The 14839-nt window shown below is 71.3% G+C and carries 17 protein-coding genes and 1 tRNA gene; 7 read left to right on the top strand and 11 right to left on the bottom strand.

Annotation, left to right across the window (positions count from 1 at the left end; all coding sequences use genetic code 11):
* Positions 1–304: integrase core domain-containing protein (locus tag H508_RS15540; RefSeq protein ID WP_035254640.1), on the top strand; the 304-nt coding region annotated here is incomplete at its 5' end.
* Here H508_RS15540 and H508_RS17440 read toward each other — a convergent pair.
* Positions 256–621, bottom strand: a complete 366-nt coding sequence (locus tag H508_RS17440; protein WP_156906042.1) for a hypothetical protein — start codon at positions 619–621, stop codon at positions 256–258. The two genes, H508_RS15540 and H508_RS17440, sit on opposite strands and share 49 nt — an antisense overlap.
* A 211-nt stretch (positions 622–832) precedes the next feature.
* Positions 833–908: transfer RNA gene (locus H508_RS0109120), tRNA-Ala, on the bottom strand.
* Positions 909–1079: 171 nt separating this feature from the next.
* Between H508_RS0109120 and H508_RS0109115 the strand changes: the two genes are divergently transcribed.
* Both H508_RS0109115 and H508_RS0109110 read left to right on the top strand, forming a co-directional pair.
* Positions 1080–1307 (top strand): FitA-like ribbon-helix-helix domain-containing protein, encoded by a 228-nt coding sequence (locus H508_RS0109115; RefSeq protein WP_026373835.1) that lies wholly within the window; start codon positions 1080–1082, stop codon positions 1305–1307.
* Positions 1304–1729, top strand: a complete 426-nt coding sequence (locus H508_RS0109110; protein ID WP_026373834.1) for a type II toxin-antitoxin system VapC family toxin — start codon at positions 1304–1306, stop codon at positions 1727–1729. The genes H508_RS0109115 and H508_RS0109110 overlap by 4 nt, the downstream gene beginning before the upstream one ends.
* A 33-nt stretch (positions 1730–1762) precedes the next feature.
* On the opposite strand, the gene H508_RS0109105 is transcribed toward H508_RS0109110, so the two are convergent.
* The 7 genes from H508_RS0109105 to H508_RS17670 are packed head-to-tail and all read right to left on the bottom strand — an operon-like array spanning position 1763 to position 10265.
* A complete protein-coding gene (locus H508_RS0109105; protein ID WP_026373833.1) occupies positions 1763–2605 on the bottom strand; it encodes an HpcH/HpaI aldolase/citrate lyase family protein in 843 nt (280 codons plus the stop codon).
* An 8-nt stretch (positions 2606–2613) separates the two neighbouring features.
* Positions 2614–3096: a MaoC family dehydratase gene (locus H508_RS0109100; RefSeq protein ID WP_026373832.1), complete on the bottom strand. Its 483-nt coding sequence runs from the start codon at positions 3094–3096 to the stop codon at positions 2614–2616.
* A complete protein-coding gene (locus tag H508_RS0109095) occupies positions 3093–5078 on the bottom strand; it encodes an ATP-binding protein (RefSeq protein ID WP_035254636.1) in 1986 nt (661 codons plus the stop codon). Before H508_RS0109095 ends, H508_RS0109100 begins: the two co-directional genes overlap by 4 nt.
* A complete protein-coding gene (locus tag H508_RS0109090) occupies positions 5078–6754 on the bottom strand; it encodes a carboxyl transferase domain-containing protein (protein WP_026373830.1) in 1677 nt (558 codons plus the stop codon). Before H508_RS0109090 ends, H508_RS0109095 begins: the two co-directional genes overlap by 1 nt.
* Positions 6755–6790: 36 nt before the next feature.
* Positions 6791–8116, bottom strand: a complete 1326-nt coding sequence (locus H508_RS0109085; protein WP_026373829.1) for a dihydrolipoamide acetyltransferase family protein — start codon at positions 8114–8116, stop codon at positions 6791–6793.
* The gene (locus tag H508_RS17675) at positions 8113–9144 is read right to left on the bottom strand and encodes an alpha-ketoacid dehydrogenase subunit beta (protein WP_035254634.1); all 1032 of its coding nucleotides are present in this window, start codon (positions 9142–9144) and stop codon (positions 8113–8115) included. The genes H508_RS0109085 and H508_RS17675 overlap by 4 nt, the downstream gene beginning before the upstream one ends.
* Complete coding sequence (locus H508_RS17670; protein ID WP_245569494.1) at positions 9141–10265, bottom strand: thiamine pyrophosphate-dependent enzyme; 1125 nt, start codon at positions 10263–10265, stop codon at positions 9141–9143. Before H508_RS17670 ends, H508_RS17675 begins: the two co-directional genes overlap by 4 nt.
* A 176-nt stretch (positions 10266–10441) precedes the next feature.
* On the opposite strand from H508_RS17670, the gene H508_RS0109070 reads away from it, so the two are divergent.
* The 3 genes from H508_RS0109070 to H508_RS17435 all read left to right on the top strand — a co-directional run bounded on the left by H508_RS0109070 (position 10442) and on the right by H508_RS17435 (position 11714).
* Entirely contained in the window at positions 10442–10915 is a 474-nt protein-coding gene (locus H508_RS0109070; protein WP_021011006.1) for an Lrp/AsnC family transcriptional regulator, read from the top strand.
* Positions 10916–10998: 83 nt separating this feature from the next.
* Positions 10999–11262, top strand: coding sequence for a hypothetical protein (locus H508_RS0109065; RefSeq protein WP_026373827.1), 264 nt, complete (start codon positions 10999–11001; stop codon positions 11260–11262).
* Positions 11263–11330: 68 nt separating this feature from the next.
* On the top strand, positions 11331–11714 hold the full coding sequence (locus H508_RS17435) for a hypothetical protein (RefSeq protein WP_156906041.1): 384 nt from the start codon (positions 11331–11333) through the stop codon (positions 11712–11714).
* A 6-nt stretch (positions 11715–11720) separates the two neighbouring features.
* Here H508_RS17435 and H508_RS15525 read toward each other — a convergent pair whose 3' ends face one another.
* On the bottom strand, positions 11721–12257 hold the full coding sequence (locus H508_RS15525; RefSeq protein ID WP_051223124.1) for a cyclodeaminase/cyclohydrolase family protein: 537 nt from the start codon (positions 12255–12257) through the stop codon (positions 11721–11723).
* An 83-nt stretch (positions 12258–12340) separates the two neighbouring features.
* Here H508_RS15525 and H508_RS0109055 point away from each other — a divergent pair, with 83 nt between their 5' ends.
* Positions 12341–13219 (top strand): VOC family protein, encoded by an 879-nt coding sequence (locus H508_RS0109055; RefSeq protein WP_026373826.1) that lies wholly within the window; start codon positions 12341–12343, stop codon positions 13217–13219.
* A 75-nt stretch (positions 13220–13294) separates the two neighbouring features.
* On the opposite strand, the gene H508_RS15520 is transcribed toward H508_RS0109055, so the two are convergent.
* The gene (locus tag H508_RS15520; RefSeq protein WP_051223122.1) at positions 13295–14839 is read right to left on the bottom strand and encodes an APC family permease; all 1545 of its coding nucleotides are present in this window, start codon (positions 14837–14839) and stop codon (positions 13295–13297) included.

Here is a 14839-nt window from a genome sequence, read left to right as displayed (position 1 = left end):
CGAGACGCTCGCCCTGGAGGGCATCGCTGCGTCGATCGGCTCGATCGGCGACGCGTATGACAATGCCCTCGCCGAGTCGACGATCGGGCTGTTCAAGACCGAAGCGATTCGCGACGACTCGCCCTTCCGGACCGGTCCGCTCAAGCAGCTGGAGGACGTCGAATGGGTCACCGCTGAATGGGTCGACTGGTACAACGCCAGGCGCCTGCATTCCACCCTCGGCGACGTCCCTCCCGAGGAGTTCGAGGCCGCGTACTACGCTGACCTCGAAACGCCATCACACCCGGTGCTGGCACCCGCATAGGAGCGGCAGAGAACCGGGGACGGTTCACCATCGAACGTCGCCAACGCAAACTCCTCGAAGCCCACTACAACGACGCGATCCCGATCGAGATGCTCCGCGCCGAACAGAAGCGACTCGACACGGAACTGGCCGCCACCAACCGCAGCCTCAGCAACCTCACCGCCGACCTCGCCGAAGCCGACGAGCTCATCAGCATCGCGCTCGACATTGCCCAGCACGCCGGAAACACCTACCGGCAAGCCCCCGAGCACATCCGCCGCATGTTCAACCAGCTTCTCTTCGACAAGCTCCTCGTCACTACCGACGACAACGGCCAACACCACGCCGACGCGACCTCCCGGGCGCCATTCGACGTCATCTACAGCCCAAACACCCGAGCACTCGTCCACGAGGCACGACACGCACAACCCAACGCCATCCCCGACATCACGGGGCAAACAAAAGAGCCCGCCGAAGCCGGCGGGCTCTCCCTGGACGTGCTGCCCGATCAGTTCATTGCTCTTGTCGAGGGTTCGAGTAAGAGCATCGTGGTGGATCTGGGGGGACTCGAACCCCCGACCCCCTGCATGCCATGCAGGTGCGCTACCAGCTGCGCCACAGACCCGTGGTGTGCTCCTCGAAGCAACCTGAACAGCATACAGGATGCCCGGCTTCGAAGTCACATCGCGGCGCGAGCCGTCGGAATCGAGGATCGACGCGGCCCATCGAAGGGTTCGCTGGCATGGCGCATCGTAGTCCCCAATGCTATCGTGTAAGTGATATCAAGGGGGTCGAGGTGGAGCAGCTCCTGATCCGCAACCTGCCGGTCGGCACCAAGGCAGCGCTGCGCGCTCGCGCACAGCAGCACGGTCGATCGGTGGAAGCCGAAGCGCGCGAGCTCCTCGCGGCCGCAGTGCGCCAGCAGGGCCTGACGCTGGTCGATCTGCTCAGCGTCGACGAGGGTGCCGACATCGAGTTCGAGCCCGACCGTCTCGGTCTCAGCGCGCGAGCCGCCGAGCTGTGAGGTTCGTGCTCGACACGAACGTCGTCTCGGCGCTGCGCGTCCGGGGGCGCCACCCCGCCGTCGAGCGATGGGCGGCCTCGGTGCGCGTCGGCGACCAATTCGTGACCGCGATGACGATCGCGGAGATCGAGCGCGGCGTCGCCAAGATGGAGCGGCAGGATGCATCGCAGGGTGCGATCCTGCGGCGCTGGTTCGACGAGCGCGTGCTGCCGGCCTTCTCGGGTCGCGTGCTCCCCTTCGATCTCTCTTCGGCCCGCGTGCTCGCGAGCTTCCGAGTTCCGGAACGAGCTCCGCTCGACGACGCGCTCATCGCTGCGACCGCTCATGCCCACGGGATGGTCGTCGTGACTCGGAACATCGAGCACTTCGCACCGCTCGGCGTGCCGACGCTGAACCCGTGGGAGCCGCTCACCTCGGAGTGACGTCGGCGCGCCTCCGCCCCGAGAGCGGTCGGATCAGCCCCGGCGCTCTCCCGTGCTCGCCGCCGCCTGCGCGACGACGCTCCGCGCGTGGCGCAGGATCGGCTCGTCGACCATCTGCCCCTCGAACGAGAAGACGCCCGGGTTGTGCATCGCCGCATCGAGGATGCGGCGCGCGCGATCGAGCTCCTCGTCCGCAGGTGCGAAGGCGCGGCGGTACGGCTCGACGTGGCTCGGGTGGATCGCCGCCTTGGCGCCGAAGCCCGAGGCGGCCGCGTCGAGCGCCTCGGCGTAGGCGCCATCGAGGTCCCGGATGTCCGCGCGGATCGCATCGATCGCGGTGATGCCGAAGGCGGCGGCGGCGAGCAGGATGCGGCTGCGCGCGTGCATCGCGACGTCGCGGTAGGCGCCGCTCTCGCCGCGACTCGAGGTGCCGCCGAGCGAGGCGACGAGATCCTCCGCGCCCCACATCATGCCGACGACCGCCTCGTGCGCCGCGAGCCGCTCGGCGCCGAGCACGCCGCGCGCCGTCTCGCACAGCACGACGACGCGCGCGCCCGGCACCGCGGCGACGACCCGGTCGACTTGCTCGGTCGACTCGGCCTTCGCGAGCATGACGGTGCGGAACGGCGACGCCGCGACGGCCGCGAGGTCGTCGTCGAAGCCGGGGGCGGATGCGTCCTGCACCCGCACGATCGTGCGCTCGGGGTCGAGGTCGGCGGTCCGCAGCGCCTCGCGGGCCTGGGACTTGGACTCGGCGCCGACGGCGTCCTCGAGGTCGAGGATGACCGCATCCGACCGCTCTGCCGCCTTCCGGAACCGGTCGGGACGGTCGCCGGGGCAGAAGAGCAGCGCCGGGCCCATGCCGAGCGCCGCCATGCCGGCGCTCACGCCTCCGCCTCCGGCGAGCCGTGCATGAGCACCTTCCGCACGGCGGTCGCGACGACCTCGCCGTGCTGGTTGAGCGCCCGGTGCTCGAAGGTCGCGATGCCCTGCCCGGGGCGCGACCTCGAGGCACGCTTCTCGACCACTCGGGTCTCGCAGTAGACGGTGTCGCCGTGCCGCACGGGCGCGGGGAACGTCACCTCGCTGAAGCCGAGGTTCGCGACGATCGTGCCCTGCGTGAGCTGTCCGACCGAGAGGCCGACCATCGTCGCGAGGGTGTGCATCGAGTTCATGAGCGGCTCGCCGAACTCGGTGCCCTCGCTCCAGGCGCGGTCGAGGTGCAGCGGCTGCGGGTTCATCGTGAGCGTCGTGAAGAGCACGTTGTCGGTCTCGGTCATCGTGCGGCCGGGGCGGTGCTCGTAGACGACGCCCTCCTCGAGCTCGTCGAAGTAGAGGCCCCGCTGCGTGATGCGGCGCTCGCTCATGCGTCCTCCTGCTTCTCGGGCGTGACGGTCGCGAGCTCCTGCCCGCGCGTCACCTGCTCCCCCACCCTCGCATGCACGTGCACGGTGCCGGCGACGGGCGCGCGCAGCACGTGCTCCATCTTCATCGCCTCGACGCTCACGACGGCTTGGCCCTCCTCGACGCGATCACCGTCGGATGCGTGCACGGCGACGACCGTGCCGGGCATCGGTGAGGCGAGGGTCGGCTCGGCGGCGGCGCGGCCGCTGCGCGTGCGCACGTGCCGCTCGATGAGGAAGTCGCCCTCGGGGAGGCCGACCCAAGCGCCCTCGGGCACCCGGCTGGTGGCGGTCGCGTGCATCGCGGTCATCCGCTCCGTGGAGCCGTCGGCCCGCGTGACCTCGATGTCGACGTCCAGCCGCGGCTGCCGCACGCCCCCGGCATAGGGCACGGCGTCGCCCGGGTCGGGAGCGCGACGCACGCGCACGGTGGCGACGCCGTCGCCGTCGCGGTAGTGGGAGACCCGCCCGACGCTGCCGCCGATGCGCCAGCCATCGTGCTGCCACGCGCCGGCGCCCCCGAGCGCGAGCATCCCCGCCGCTGCAGCAGCCGCTGCAAACGCGGCGCTCGGCGTGCCGGTGGCGACGAGGCGGTCGGCCTCGCGGTCGATGAGCCCGGTGTCGAGCTCGCCCACGCGCACCGCGGGCTCGCCGAGCAGCGCCCGCAGGAACGCGCGGTTGGTGGTGACGCCGAGCACGGTCGTCTCGGCGAGCGCCCGGTCGAGCCGATCGATCGCCTCCTCGCGCGTCGCGCCGTGGGCGATGACCTTCGCGATCATCGGGTCGTAGCTCGAGCCGATCTCGCCGCCGGGATCGACGCCCGCGTCGACGCGGACACCGGTCCCGTCGGCCCACCGGAGGTCGAGGATCTGACCGCCGGTCGGCAGGAAGCCCGCCGCCGGGTCCTCGGCGTAGATGCGCGCCTCGATCGCGTGGCCTTCGAGCCGCACGTCCTCCTGCGCGATCGCGAGCTGCTCCCCCGCCGCGATTCGCAGCTGCTGCTCGACGAGGTCGATGCCGGTGACCATCTCGGTCACCGGGTGCTCGACCTGCAGGCGCGTGTTCATCTCCATGAAGAACGGCTCGTCGGGGCGGTCGCCCGCGACGATGAACTCGACCGTGCCGGCGCCGACGTAGCCGACCGAGCGGGCGGTCTCGACGGCCGCCTGGCCGATCGCGGCGCGCTGCGCCTCGGTGAGGAGCGCGCTCGGCGCCTCCTCGATCACCTTCTGATGGCGACGCTGCAGCGAGCACTCGCGCTCGCCGAGGTGGATGACGCTGCCGTGCGTGTCGGCGAGCACCTGCACCTCGATGTGGCGCGGGTTCGTCACGAACCGCTCGATGAAGAGCGTGTCGTCGCCGAACGCGCTCCTCGCCTCGCGACGGGCGGCCTGCAGCGCGGCAGGCAGCTCGGCCGGGTCGTCGACCCGGTACATGCCCTTGCCGCCGCCGCCCGCAGCGGGCTTGATGAGCACGGGGTAGCCGACGCGCTCGGCGCCGGCGATGAGGGCGGTGTCATCGAGGCCGGGCTCGGCGATGCCCGGCACCGTCGCGACGCCGCGCGACTCGACCGCGTGCCGGGCCGAGATCTTGTCGCCCATCGTCTCGATGGCGAGAGCGCTCGGCCCGATGAAGACGATGCCCGCGTCTTCGCATGCGCGGGCGAAGGCTGCGTTCTCCGAGAGGAAGCCGTAGCCGGGGTGGATGGCCTGCGCGCCAGACGTGCGCGCCGCATCCAGGATCTTGCTCGTCGAGAGGTAGGTGTCGCGCAGCGGCCCGCTGCCGAGCGAGACCGTCTCGTCGAAGTGCTCGGGGTGCGGCGAGGGGTCGTCGTCGGCGCGCACGGCGACGGAGCGGATGCCGAGCTCGCGGAGCGTGCGCGCGACGCGGATGGCGATCTCGCCGCGGTTGGCGACGAGCACGGTGTCGAAGAGCGGCATCTGCATCACATCCGGAAGACGCCGAAGCGCGGCTCGGGCATCGGCACGGCGGTGACGACGTCGAGCGCCATCCCGAGGATGCGGCGGGTGTCGGCGGGGTCGATCACGCCGTCGTCCCACAGGCGCGCCGACGAGTAGTAGGGGTTGCCCTGCCGCTCGTACTGCTCGCGCACGGGGCGCTCGAACTCGGCCTGCGCATCCGCCGACCACTCCTGCCCCGCCGCCTCGAGCTGCTCGCGCTTGACGGTCGAGAGCACCGATGCGGCCTGCGGCCCGCCCATGACGCTCACGCGCGCGTTGGGCCAGAGCCACAGGAAGCGGGGGTCGTAGGCGCGGCCGCACATCGAGTAGGTGCCGGCGCCGAACGAGCCGCCGACGACGACGGTGAGCTTCGGCACACGCGTCGTCGCGACCGCGGTGACCATCTTGGCGCCGTGCTTGGCGATGCCGCCGCGCTCGGCCTCCGAGCCGACCATGAAGCCCGTGATGTTCTGCAGGAACACGAGCGGCACGCCCCGCTGGTCGCACAGCTCGATGAAGTGCGCGCCCTTCATCGCCGACTCCGAGAAGAGCACACCGTTGTTCGCGACGATGCCGACCGTGTGGCCGTGCAGCTCGGCGAAGCCCGTGACGAGCGTGTCGCCGTAGCCGGCCTTGAACTCGTGGAACTCGCTGCGGTCGACGATGCGGGCGATGACCTCGCGCACGTCGTACGGCGTCTGCAGGTCGGGCGGGATGACGTCGTAGAGGGTGGATGGGTCGACGGCGGGCGCGCTCTCGTCGTCGAGCGCGCTGAGGGGCGCGTAGGCGAACCAGCCGAACGACTGCCGCTTCGCCGGCACCAAGCCGACCTGGGTCGCGCGGTCGCCGGGCGGCAGCGCCTGCACCATGTCGCGCACGATCTCGAGCGCGTGCTCGTCGTCGTCGGCGAGGTGGTCGACGACGCCCGAGACCTCGGCGTGCAGCACGCCGCCGCCGAGCGACTCGGCGTCGACGACCTCGCCCGTGGCGGCCTTCACGAGCGGCGGGCCGCCGAGGAAGATCGTGCCCTGCTCGCGCACGATGACGGTCTCGTCGCTCATCGCCGGCACGTAGGCGCCGCCCGCGGTCGACGAGCCCATGACGGCCGCGAGCTGCGGGATGCCCTGCGCAGAGAGCTGCGCCTGGTTGAAGAAGATGCGGCCGAAGTGCTCGCGGTCGGGGAACACCTCGTCCTGCATCGGCAGGAACGCGCCGCCCGAGTCGACGAGCGCGATGCACGGGAGCCGGTTCTCTCGCGCGATCTGCTGCGCGCGGAGGTGCTTCTTCACCGTGAGCGGGTAGTAGGTGCCGCCCTTCACGGTCGCGTCGTTCGCGATCACCATGACGTGCCGGCCGTGCACGAGGCCGATGCCCGCGACGATGCCGGCGCTCGGCGCATCCTGGCCGTCCTCCCCGTAGACCTCCCACGCCGCGAGCGGCGCGACCTCGAGGAACGGGCTGCCGGGGTCGAGCAGCTGGTCGATGCGGTCGCGCGCGAGCAGCTTGCCGCGCGCGACGTGCCGCTCGCGCGACTTCTCCGGGCCGCCGAGCGCCACTTGGGCGAGCCGCTCGCGCAGCTGCGCGACGAGCGCCTCCATCGCCGCGCGGTTGGCGCGAGCCTGCTCCCCCGCGAGGTCGACGCGGGTCTCGAGTCGGTGCATGGCCCTACCGTGCCATGCCGAGGCCGAGAGCCGGCATCAGCGCGCCAGCGCGAGCGCCGGCCGCTCGAGCACGGCCGCGATGTCGGCGAGGAAGCCCGCCGCCTCGCGCCCGTCGAGCACGCGGTGGTCGAACGAGACGGTCACGGTGCACACGTCGCGCAGCACGATCTCGCCCTCGTGCTCCCACGGCATCCGCCGCACGGCGCCGAGCGCGATGATCGCCGACTCCCCCGGGTTGAGGATCGGGATGCCGCCGTCGACGCCGAAGACGCCGACGTTCGAGATCGTGATGTTCGACGAGGTGAGCTCGGCCATCGTGAGCGAGCCCTCGCGGGCGCGCGTCGCGCGGTCCTTGATCGCGGCCGTGAGCTCGAGCGCGTCCATCGACTCCGCCTCGTCGATCGACGCGACCACGAGGCCGCGGTCGGTCGAGACGGCGATGCCGAGGTTGATGTGCGCGAAGCGCTCGAGCTCCATCGTGTCGGCGTGGAAGGCGGCCGTGACGTCGGGCCAGCGCTTCGCGGCGAGCAGGATGGCCCGGCTCGCGAGCGCGAGGAACGACGCGTCGCCCGAGCGGGCGAGCGCGAGCGTCTCGGTCACGTCGACCTGGTGGAACGTCGCGGCGTGCGGCACGGTGAGCGCCGACTGTGTCATCGCCGCGGCGGTGTGCTTGCGCAGCCCCGTCACCTTCTCGCGCGTCGACGCGGGCTGCGGCTGTGCCTGGGGGCCGGATGCGGTGCCGGCGGTCTCGAGGTCGGCACGCGTGACGAGGCCGTCACGGCCCGAGGGCCGCACCGACTGCAGGTCGATGCCGCGCTCCTTCGCGAGCTTGCGGACGGGCGGCATCGCGCGGTTGGGGCGGCCGCTCGGCCGCTCCTGCCGGGTGAAGGGCTCGACGTCCCACGCGCGGCGCTTCCTGGTGGGCTTGCCGCCGTGCACGGTGATGTGGCCGACGAGCACCGAGACCTTCTCGGGCTTCTCCTCCGGCGCCGGGGCGTCGCGCACCTCGGCAACCGTGTCGGCGGGCGTCGCGACCGGGCCGCCCTCGGGCGAGGGTGCAGGATCGTCGTGTGCCGACGCATCCGTGGCCGACTCGTCCGACCCCGACGGCGCAGGCGCGTCATCGTCCGCAACATCGAAGTCGATGAGCGGCGCGCCGACGTCGACCGTCTCGCCCTCGGCGGCGTGGAGCTTCGCGATCGTGCCCTCGTAGGGGCTCGGCAGCTCGACGACGGCCTTCGCCGTCTCGATGTCGGCGAGCGGCTGGTTGAGCTCGACCGCGTCGCCCTCCTTGACGCGCCACGCGACGATCTCGCTGTCGGTGAGGCCCTCGCCCAGGTCGGGCAGCAGGAACGTCTTCATCGGGCGGCCCCCAGTGCGGTGACGGATGCGTAGTCGAGGTCGGTGCGCGAGTTGCGGCGGCCGAGGGTGCGGTCGACCGCGTCGAGCAGCCGGTCGAGGCTCGGCAGGTAGTCGTGCTCGACGGCCGACGGCGGGTAGGGCGTGTCGTAGCCGGTGACGCGCTCGGGCGGCGCCTCGAGGCTCGAGAAGGCGCGCTCGACGACCGAGGTGATGAGCTCGGAGGAGACGGATGCCTCTGCGGGCGCCTCGTGCGTGACGACGAGCCGGCCCGTGCGCTGCACCGACTCGACGACGGTGTCGACGTCGAGCGGCGAGATCGAGCGGAGGTCGATGACCTCGACCTCGATGCCCTCGTCGGCGGCGGCGATCGCGGCGCGGAGCGCCGTCTCGACCGTCGGGCCGTAGGCGGCGATCGTCACGTCGCGGCCGCTCGCGACGACGTTCGCCGTCTCGAGGTCGCGGACGATGGAGCGGTCGACCTCGCCCTTCGTGTAGTACTTGCCCTTCGGCTCGAAGAACAGCACGGGGTCGTCGCTCGCGATCGCGGCGCGGAGCGTCGAGTACGCCTCCTGCGGCGTCGACGCGGTCACGACGCGGAGCCCCGCGGTGTGGGCGAAGTACGACTCGGGGCTCTCGGAGTGGTGCTCGACCGAGCCGATCGCGCCGCCGTAGGGCACGCGGATGGTGAGCGGCATCGAGACGCGGCCGCGCGAGCGGTAGCGGAGCTTCGCGACCTGCGCGACGATCTGGTCGAAGGCGGGGTAGATGAAGCCGTCGAACTGGATCTCGGTCACGACGCGGAACCCGCGGTAGCTCATGCCGATCGCCGTGCCGATGATGGCCGACTCGGCGAGCGGCGAGTCGATGACGCGCTCGGCGCCGAACCGCGCCTGCAGGCCGTCGGTGACGCGGAAGACGCCGCCGAGCTGGCCGATGTCCTCGCCCATGAGCAGCACCCGGTCGTCGCCCTCGAGGGCGTCGGCGAGGGCCGCGTTGACGGCCTTCGCGAGCGTGAGCGTCTCGGTCACTTGCTCTCCTCCGCGAGGCTCGCGACGAACGCGAGGTGCTCGGCGCGCTGGCGCTCGAGCCGGCGGCTCGGCTGCGCGTAGACGTTGTCGAAGATCTCCTCGGCGGCGGGCGGCTCGGCGTGCTCCGCGGCGGCGCGGAACTCCTTCGCGAGCCGGTCGGCGCGCACCTTCGCCTCGGCGCGCACGGGGTCCATGTCGACGCCCATGCGCTCGAGCGCGCGCTCGACGCGGTCGATCGGGTCCTTCGCGACCCACGCCTCCACCTCCGCCTCGTCGCGGTAGCGCTTCGGGTCGTCGGTCGTCGTGTGGGGGCCGCGGCGGTAGGTGACGGCCTCGATGAAGGTCGGGCCGCCGCCCGAGCGGGCGCGCTCGACGGCGATGCGGCCCGCGGCGAGCATCGCGAGCACGTCGTTGCCGTCGACGCGCATCGAGGGGATGCCGAAGCCGGTCGGGCGCAGCGCGAGCGGCAGGCCACCCGACTGCACGGCGACGGGCTCCGAGATCGCGTACTGGTTGTTCTGGCAGAGGAACACGACGGGCGCCTGGAACGCGGAGGCCCACACGAGCGCCTCGTTGACGTCGCCCTCGCTCGTGGCGCCGTCGCCGAACGCGGTGAGCGCGACCTCGTCGGACCCATCCATCTTCGCCGCCATCGCGTAGCCGACGCCGTGCAGGCTCTGCGCGCCGATGATGATCTGCGACGGGGCCATGTTGATCTCGTGCGGGTCCCAGCCGCCGTGCGCGTAGGCCTTCCAGATGCGCGCGAACTCGGCCATGTCGGCGCCCCGCAGCAGCGCGAAGCCGTGCTCGCGGTAGGAGCCGAAGACCCAGTCGCGCTGCTCGAGCGAGCGGGCGGCGCCGACCTGCGCGGCCTCCTGGCCGAGCAGCGGCGGCCACAGCACGAGGTGGCCCTGGCGGGTGAGCGCGAACGCCTCGGTGTCGAGGCGGCGCACGCGCACCATGTCGAGGTACAGGTCGGCGAGCGCCGACTCGTCGATGTCGCCGAGGTGGGCGTCGAGCAGCGGGTCGTGCAGGCGAGTGCCGTCGAGGTCGAGGACGCGCAGCGGGCAGTCGAGGCCGGCGGCGAGCGCGGGGTCGGGAGCGGGCACGGTGATCGACACGAGCGAACCTCCTTGTTCGAAGCGCCTCGCGGGCGCCGGTCGGATCGGCCAGGCTGGTGCGCCTCGTCGATCGTGGAGAGACCGTACCGCCGGAAGTCACTCCGCGCAATCTGCGACACGCACGCTGCGCGGAGCGCGCATTCCATGGGTACGACGGCTGCGCTAGATTGCGCAGCATGCGCATCGTCGATGACACCGACCGCCGGATCCTGCTCGAGCTCACGCGGCACCCGCGGATCACGAACGCCGCGATCGCCGAGCAGCTCGGCCTCGCGCGCAACACGGTGCAGAACCGGGTGGCGGCGCTCGAGGCGTCGGATGCGCTACAGGGCTTCGACCGCAGGTTCCACGCGGCGGCGCTCGGCTACCCGCTCACGGTCTTCATGGCGACGCACGTCGACCAGCCGCGCATCGACGAGGTCGTCGAGCAGCTGCGGCGGATCCCCGAGGTCGTGCAGGCGTTCGGACTCTCCGGCCAGGCCGACGTGCTCGTGCGCGCGGTGTGCCGCGACGCGGAGGACCTCTACCGCATCAACAAGCTCGTGCTCGCGTGCGACGGGGTCGAGCGCACCGAGACGTGGCTGTCGATGGGTGAGCTCATCCCGTTCCGGCTCGCGCCCGTGCTCGAGCGGGATCTGCAGGCGCGCTGACGGAACCCAACGCGAACCTCCGCGCGAGGGCGGGCATTCGGGGCCCCATTGACGTGGCCCTATTTTGATGCGATGCTGGTCTCATGGGGATCCACTACACCGCCAGTGCCGCAAAGCATGGGATTCCCGAGGTCGACGCCATCTACGCGATGCTGAACCACGAAGGACAGGTTGATCAGAGAGGGAGGGATGCGCGCACGGTGAAGGTGTTCGTCGGTCACCCTCACGCGCAGACTGATCGGTACATCGAGGTCATCGCGACCATGGATGGATCAGACGTCGTGATCTTCCACGCGATGCCACTGTCGGACATCTACCGACACTTGCTTGCCCCGGACGGGGCGTGAAGGTCAGGGAAACCTGGCGAGACCGGCTCGGCGCATATCCGGGTCCGGAAGGGATCAGAAGAGTAACCATGAAGAGCATCGACTACTACGAAGCCCTTGCCGCGCAGGCAGAGCGGGGCGAACTCGTCTCCATCGGGGAGGTCCACCGCGGCGAACAAAGTCGCGAGGCGACCCGGCAGATGCTTCTCACAGCGTCTGGAGTCGCGTCGGTAGAGGAACTACTCTCCGGAGTTAGGCGCGGTCGCCGAAGACTAGATGACAGCGAGACGTCCACCGACACTTGGAAAGTGAAGGCACCATCTCGGCTTACGCAGATTGTGGACGACCATGCTCACGGCCTAGGCAAGAATCGCAGTGAATTTGTGCGGGACGCCGTCGCCTACTATCTAGCGGCGCTCGACGAGGGCCCGGTGTCGCAACAAGGTCGCGTTCACCACTCCGCACGCAGATAGCCCGTTTCAGCCAAGAACGGTTGTAAGCGCGTCGAGGCGCTCCCGCAGCGCGGGGGCAGACTCGGCGCCCCGCTCCTCGAGCGACGCGACGTTGAGCTCGGCCGCTCGCAGCGCGACCGTCGCGGCGCCGCGCACGAGGTCGGCCCCGCCCTGCACATCGCTCTCGAGCGTCGGCTTGACGATCGGCTCGGTCTCCCGCGCGAGCGCGAGCGCGTCGACGAGCGCGGCGGCGAGCTCGAGCGGCACCGCGGCGGCCCGGGCGAGCGCCCGCTCGGCGTCCGCATCGCCGTCCGCGTCGATCACCTCGGCGAACGCCCGGGCGTCCGCGTCGGCCGACGCCACCACGCGCTCGACGAGCGCCTCTCCCCTGGCGCGCACCGCAGCGCATCCGTCGTCGTCGGTGATCGTGAGCGCCTTGAGCACGAGCGCGATGCCGAAGGCGCCCGCGACCGCGGCGGCCACGCCGCTGCCGGGGGTCGGCTCGGCCGACGCGGTGCGCAGCAGCAGCTCGTCGGCACGGTCGGTCCACACGCTCTCGCCCATGGAGCGCGACCCTACCCGGCGCCGCCCGAGCGGTCGCCAGGAATGCCCGGCGCCGAGCGGCGTTGCCTCCCGTGGAGGAACCCATGAACACCATCGACCTGCTGCCTGACGCCACCGACATGGGCCCGGTGATGCTCAAGACCGCGAAGCTCGCTCGCCTCGTGCACTGGTACACCGCCGGTGTCGGCCTCGAGCACATCGCCGAGCGGCCCGGCGTCGTCGAGCTCGGCGTGGGCGACCGCACGATCCTCGTGCTCGAGGAGGCGCCCGACCTCCGCGGCCCGAACCCTGCCGACGCGGGCCTGTTCCACACCGCGATCCTCTATCCGACGCACGCGGCGCTCGCGGCGGCGGTCGTGCGGATGACGCAGATCCCCGGCATCCAGTTCGCCGGCACGGGCGACCACCACGTCTCGGAGGCGTTCTACTTCGCCGACCCCGACGGCAACGGCGTCGAGCTCTACGTCGACCGGCCGCGCGACCAGTGGCGCTGGTCGAACGGCCAGGTCTACATGACGACCGAGTTCATCGACCCGAACCGCTTCGTCAACGAGCACCTCGACCGCGGCTCCTTCGGGCAGTCGGCGACGGCGCCGGTCGGCGCGAAGGTCGGCCACGTGCACCTCCAGGTCGGCGACGTCGCGACCGCGCGCTCGTTCTACGTCGACGCGCTCGGCTTCGCCGAGACCACGTCGCTCGGCAGCACGGCGCTCTTCGTGAGCGCGGGCGGCTACCACCACCACATGGCGATGAACGTGTGGAACTCGCGCGGCGCGGGCCGCCGCGCCGACACGCTCGGGCTCGGCCGGGTTGAGATCCAGGTGCCCGACGCGGATGCCCTCGGCTCGGCGCGCGAGCGGCTCGCGTCGGCGGGCGTCGCGGTCGCCGACGACGGGCGGAGCCTCCGCTTCGAGGATCCGTGGGCGAACGTCATCACGCTCACGCCCTCGCTCGCCGGCTAGGCAGGCAGACAGACCGGATGCGTCCGGCCCGGTCCGTGGGGACCTGGCCGGACGCATCCGTCGTCGTGGGCGCCGCTACTTGATGAAGAGCGCCTTCGTGTCGAGGTCGCCCTTGTTGAAGCCCTTGGGCAGCACCTCGCCGCGGAAGAACGCGGGACGGAGCCTGCGCATGATGAGCATGAGCACGACGCCGAGCAGCAGCATGCCGATGCCGAGGATGCCGACGAGGCCGACGCCGCCGATCTCGGAGCCCGAGCCGTAGGCCGGGTCGAGGCTGTCGATCAGCGTCTGCACGAAGAGCACGACGAGCATGACGCCGCCGATGAGCGGGCACAGGAGCTGCACGAGGAAGGCCTTGGCCGACGAGGTCGCCGTCTTCCGGAAGTACCAGACGGCGCTGAGCGCGGTGAGGCCGTAGTAGAAGCAGACCATCATGCCCAGCGCGGTGATGGTGTCCCACAGCACGTTCTCGCTCACGAAGCGCATGACCGCGTAGAAGCCGCTCGCGACGAGCGCCGCGACGACGGCGGCGAAGCCGGGCGTGCGGTAGCGCGGGTGCACCGTCGCGAAGCGCGCGGGCACTGCGCCGTAGTGGCCCATCGCGAGGAGCGTGCGGGCGGGCGAGAGCGCCGTCGACTGCAGCGACGCGGCCGACGACGACAGCACGGCGAGCGAGATGAGCCAGCCGAGCGGCCCCATGATCGGGTCGGAGAGGAAGAAGAGGACGTTGTCCTGGATGTCGGGGTTGCCGAGGCCGAGCCCGGTCTCGCCGTTGCCGGCGAAGGCGAGCAGCGCGATGGCGAGCAGCAGGTAGAGGCCGAGCACGACGACGATCGTGAGGGCGGCGGCGCGGCCGGGCGTGCGCGCCGGGTCCTCCGCCTCCTCGTTCATCGTCAGCACGACGTCCCAGCCCCAGAAGATGAAGATCGAGAGCGACAGGCCCGCGATGACCGCGCTCACCGAGGGCGCCTGCAGCACGTTGAACCACGACGCGTCGATCGGCGTGTGGTCGATCGCCTCGCCCGACGACGCCCGGACGAGCGCGGTGATGCCGAAGACGAGCAGCACGAGCACCTGGAACGCGACGAGGCCGAGCTGCACGCGCTGCGTGGTCTCGATGTCGCGGTAGGAGATGAAGGTCGCGGCGGCCATGAAGGCGAGGCACGTGATGACGTTGATGAACGGGTTCGCCGCGAGCTCGGCGATCGACTCGTTGCCGGTGATCTGCGCGAGCAGCAGGTAGAGGAAGTCGACGGCGATGCCCGCGAGGTTCGAGAGCACGAGCACGGTCGCGATCACGAGGCCCCAGCCGGCCATCCAGCCGACGTAGGGGCCGAACGCGCGGGTCGCCCACGTGAACGACGTGCCGGCGTCGGGCATCGCGCGGTTGAGCTCGCGGTAGCCGAACGCCACGAGCAGCATCGGCACGAAGCCGAGCAGGATGATCGCGGGCACCTGCACGCCCACGGCGCTCACCGTCGGGCCGATCGCCGCGGTGAAGGTGTAGGCGGGCGCGATCGTCGAGACGCCGATCACGACGGCGCCGAGCACCCCGACGGTGCCGGGCGCGAGCCCCTTGTTCGAGACGGCGGCGTCGGCCGCGCGTGTTGCAGTCACCAT

Source organism: Agrococcus lahaulensis DSM 17612 (genome assembly GCF_000425105.1).
Taxonomy (GTDB): domain Bacteria; phylum Actinomycetota; class Actinomycetes; order Actinomycetales; family Microbacteriaceae; genus Agrococcus; species Agrococcus lahaulensis.
The sequence above is the reverse complement of the archived record's forward strand: the minus strand, read 5'-3'. Positions and strand labels throughout refer to the sequence as shown.

Bases quoted from the DNA above. Each gene is read 5' to 3' on its own strand.
- H508_RS0109065 (WP_026373827.1), top strand. From the start codon at position 10,999: ATGGGGATCCACTACACCGCCAGTGCCGCAAAGCATGGGATTCCCGAG.
- H508_RS17435 (WP_156906041.1), top strand. From the start codon at position 11,331: ATGAAGAGCATCGACTACTACGAAGCCCTTGCCGCGCAGGCAGAGCGG.
- H508_RS0109105 (WP_026373833.1), bottom strand. From the start codon at position 2,605: ATGGCGGCGCTCGGCATGGGCCCGGCGCTGCTCTTCTGCCCCGGCGAC.
- H508_RS0109100 (WP_026373832.1), bottom strand. From the start codon at position 3,096: ATGAGCGAGCGCCGCATCACGCAGCGGGGCCTCTACTTCGACGAGCTC.
- H508_RS15525 (WP_051223124.1), bottom strand. From the start codon at position 12,257: ATGGGCGAGAGCGTGTGGACCGACCGTGCCGACGAGCTGCTGCTGCGC.
- H508_RS0109070 (WP_021011006.1), top strand. From the start codon at position 10,442: ATGCGCATCGTCGATGACACCGACCGCCGGATCCTGCTCGAGCTCACG.
- H508_RS0109085 (WP_026373829.1), bottom strand. From the start codon at position 8,116: ATGAAGACGTTCCTGCTGCCCGACCTGGGCGAGGGCCTCACCGACAGC.
- H508_RS0109055 (WP_026373826.1), top strand. From the start codon at position 12,341: ATGAACACCATCGACCTGCTGCCTGACGCCACCGACATGGGCCCGGTG.
- H508_RS15520 (WP_051223122.1), bottom strand. From the start codon at position 14,839: ATGGTGACTGCAACACGCGCGGCCGACGCCGCCGTCTCGAACAAGGGG.
- H508_RS0109090 (WP_026373830.1), bottom strand. From the start codon at position 6,754: ATGCACCGACTCGAGACCCGCGTCGACCTCGCGGGGGAGCAGGCTCGC.
- H508_RS0109095 (WP_035254636.1), bottom strand. From the start codon at position 5,078: ATGCAGATGCCGCTCTTCGACACCGTGCTCGTCGCCAACCGCGGCGAG.